This window comes from Halomonas sp. (genome assembly GCF_014859505.1).
Lineage (GTDB): Bacteria > Pseudomonadota > Gammaproteobacteria > Pseudomonadales > Halomonadaceae > Halomonas.
This window is the reverse complement of record NZ_JACUUD010000208.1, coordinates 1-3430: the sequence shown is the minus strand read 5'-3', so window position 1 is coordinate 3430 and position 3430 is coordinate 1. Positions and strand designations below refer to the sequence as shown.

The 3430-nt window shown below is 63.1% G+C and carries 3 protein-coding genes; all 3 read right to left on the bottom strand.

Annotation, left to right across the window (positions count from 1 at the left end; genetic code table 11):
* Nucleotides 1-99: 99 nt before the first annotated feature.
* The 3 genes from IBX53_RS15435 to IBX53_RS15425 all read right to left on the bottom strand — a co-directional run bounded on the left by IBX53_RS15435 (nt 100) and on the right by IBX53_RS15425 (nt 3352).
* Nucleotides 100-1020: a carbohydrate ABC transporter permease gene (locus tag IBX53_RS15435; RefSeq protein ID WP_290911057.1), complete on the bottom strand. Its 921-nt coding sequence runs from the start codon at nt 1018-1020 to the stop codon at nt 100-102.
* Nucleotides 1017-1910 carry a carbohydrate ABC transporter permease gene (locus IBX53_RS15430; protein WP_290911055.1) on the bottom strand — a complete coding sequence of 298 codons (894 nt, stop codon included), beginning with the start codon at nt 1908-1910 and terminating at the stop codon, nt 1017-1019. The genes IBX53_RS15435 and IBX53_RS15430 overlap by 4 nt, the downstream gene beginning before the upstream one ends.
* 80 nt (nt 1911-1990) lie before the next feature.
* Nucleotides 1991-3352, bottom strand: coding sequence for an extracellular solute-binding protein (locus IBX53_RS15425; RefSeq protein ID WP_290911052.1), 1362 nt, complete (start codon nt 3350-3352; stop codon nt 1991-1993).
* Nucleotides 3353-3430 lie beyond the last annotated feature (78 nt).

The window sequence follows — 3430 nt, the reverse complement described above, 5'->3', positions numbered from 1 at the left end:
GCCTGGATAGCCGAAATCATCGCCTTGCGGGCAATGGCGGCGGTACTCAGGATGCCCCACTTGAGCTGTCTCATCGAAATCTCCTGGTGGCGGATGTGTTTAGCCCTTGACGGCGCCGGCAGTCATGCCGGTCACGATATAGCGGTTGGCCAGCAGGGCGAAGATGATCACCGGCAGCACGATCAGGCTGGCGTAGGCGGCGATCACCCCGTACTGGGCGCCGGCTTCGACCCCGCCCATGAAGCGGGTGATGCCCACGGTCAGCGGCTGGGCGTCACTGCCGGCCAGGAACAGCGCAAACAGGTACTCGTTCCACGACATGATGAAGACCAGGATGGCGAGGGCGTTGAGGCCCGGCCGTACTACCGGCAGCGAGATGCTCCAGAACAGCCGCCAGGGGCCGCAGCCGTCAACAATGGCCGCTTCCTCCATCTCTTTGGGCACGTTCTCGAAGAAGCCCACCATCATCCAGGTGGCGAAGGGGATGTGGATCGACAGGTGGGCCAGCAGCAGCCCGATCCGCGAGCCGGACAGCCCCAGGTTGACGAAGATCAGGAACAGCGGCAGGGCCAGCACCACGTGGGGCAGGAAACGCATCGCCAGCACCGCGAAGGAGAGACTGGAGCGCACCCGCGGACGCAGCTTGGTGAGCCCGTAGGCCATGGGCACGCAGACCACCACCGAGATGATCACCGCGGCCGTGGCGATGAACAGGCTGTTGCGGAAGAAGAACCAGAAATCACCGGCGTTAAAGGCGGTAATGAAGTTGTTGAGAGTGAAGTCCTGCATGGTCAGCAGCGCCAGCGGCGAGCGAAACATGGCTGTTTCGTTGAGGGCAGCGGCCAGGAGGATCAGCGGCGGCAGCAGGGCGATAATCAGCCAGAGTGTCAGCCCCAGATACTGGCCGCCGAGCAGCAGTTTACCCTTCTGACGGTCGGTCAGCCCGCGACGTTGCGGGTGAGTCCCGGGGGTGACGGGAGGCGATACGGAAAGCGAACGGCTTTTTGCTTGATAACTCATGCGCTGGCCTCCTTGTTGACCCTGTAAACCTTGATGTAGAGCCAGGCGACCACGGCCATGATGATGAACATGGTGAAGGCGATGGTGTTGGCCATGCCCATATCCTGATTGGCGATGCCGCGGTTGTAGGCAAGGATGCTCAGTACCGTGGTGGAGCGGCCTGGGCCACCGCCGGTCATGGTGAAGACCATGTCGAACTCGCGAAAGGCGCTGGTCATGATGATGATCGACACGAACAGGATATGGGAACGGATCATCGGCAGTACCACATGCCAGAGGGTCTGGAAGGGACCGGCGCCATCGACCCGGGCCGCCTCGTAGAGCTCCTCGGGGATGGTGGTCAGGGCGGCGTAGAGCACCAGGATTGCCATGGGTGTGAGGTGCCAGGCATTGGTCAGGGCGGTGGCGAACAGTGCCGTGGAACGGTCGGTCAGCCAGTAGGGGCCGCCGATGCCGAATAAGCCGAGCATCTGGTTGACGACCCCGAAGTCCGGCTCCCACATGAACAGCCGCCAGGTGATGCCGACGATCACCGGGGTCATCACGAAGGGGATCAGGAACAGGGCCATCCAGCCGGCCTTGAAGCGGATCTTCTTGCCGCTGAGCAGGAAGGCTACCAGCATGCCGACGACCAGGCAGCCGACGGTGTTGGCGATGGTGAACAGGGCGGTGACGCGCACCGAGTTCAGGAACAGCGGATCCTGAAGGGCATAACGATAGTTCTCGAGCCCGACGAACCACTGGTTGGCGAAGTCGTACAGGAAGACATCGTGCAGGCTGAAGCGGAAGGCGATCGCCAGCGGGAAGGCGACGATCAGTAGCATGGCGACCAGGCCGGGCAGCACGAAGTACCAGCCTCGCGTGTAGCGATTGAGACTATTGTTTTGCATCGGAAATACCTCGAAAGAATACGGGGTCGGGAAGCCTTTAGCCGGCCGGTGTTGCCTAACACCGACCGGCTTCGGACCTCTTATCTTTCGAGATAGCCGGCGCGCTGGAAGGTACGCTCCATGTTCCTGACCCATCGGCTCTGGGCCTGCTCGGGCGTCATGTCGCCGCTGAGCACGTCAGTGGCGAAGTCTACGGTGCCCTGCCACATCACGGTGCCGTACTCAGGGATGCCCTGACGCACGAATACCTGCTGCAGCACCTGCTCGTAGGCCGGCAGGAAGCGCTCGTAGTGGGCCTCGAGGCCGCGCAGCTCCTCGCTGGAGAAGTGGGCTTCACGGGAAAACTGCTGGGTCTGCTTGCCCCACTCGATCTCGTTGTCCTGCAGCATCCACTTGAGGAACTTGAAGGCCTCCTCGGCGTTGGGGGTGTCGAAGATGAACACGCCGCCGCCGCCCAGGAAGGGTACGCCCTGCTCGTAACCCTTCAGGTTGCCCTCGAAGGCAGGCAGCGGCTGATAGAGCACCTTGCCGGCGGATACCCCGTTCGGGTCCTCCACGGTGCCGAGCCCCTGTGGCCACATGGTGGCCATGGCCAGGCGGCCATCGCGGAAGTAGCTCAGGCCTTCCAGGAAGTCCCAGTTGCGGGCGGCGGGGGGCGCGGTGTCGTTGGCCAGGTCGACGAAGAGTTCGGCAGCCTCGACCAGGATCGGGTGGTCCAGGTCGGGTTGGTAGTTTTCGTTCCAGCCCTCAAGACCCGTGGAGTAGAGCATCACGATGAAGCTGCGTGCCACGCCGCTGCCGGCGCCGAGGGCGTCGGTCCAGCCATAGAGGTCATGCTCGAGCACCTCACCGGCCACCGTATCGCCGGCTTCGCGAGTGAAGAACTCAGCGACCTCGTAGAGCTCCTGCCAGGTAGCCGGGACCTCCAGGGCACGGCCGTACTGCGCCTCGAAGGCGGCCTGTTCATCGGGGTGTTCGAAGAAATCCTCCCGGGCGATCAGCATCGGTGCTGCCGGGGTGGTAGGCAGGGCAATGATATCGCCGGGGCGCGCGCTGCTTTCCATGTGCGAGCGGCGGATGAGTTCCGGATAGGCATCCAGGTCGAAGCCGTGCTCCTCGATGAAGGGGGTGAGGTCCACCACATGGTCGCGGAAGGTGCCGAACCAGCCGGGGCTGTGGTAACCCATGTCCCAGCGGCCGGTGCCGCCGATGGCCTCGATGGACATCCGATCGCGGAGCTGATCAGGGGGCAGTATCTCGCCTTCCACGCGAACACCGGTTAGACGTTGGTACTCGGGAGCGAAGTGTTCGATGACCGCATCGGCCTCTTCGCCGGGATGCAGGGCCCAGCGGATAGTAACCTCGCTGGCCATGGTGACCAGGCTGGTGGTGCTGATGGCCAGCCCCAGGCCGGTTGCCGTAATCAGGCGTGTCGTATTCATGGTGTGGTTCTCCCATCACGTTGTTGTTGTGCAGTTTTGCCGTCAATCGATGTTGACGTGGTGCCGGCGTCGGCCATC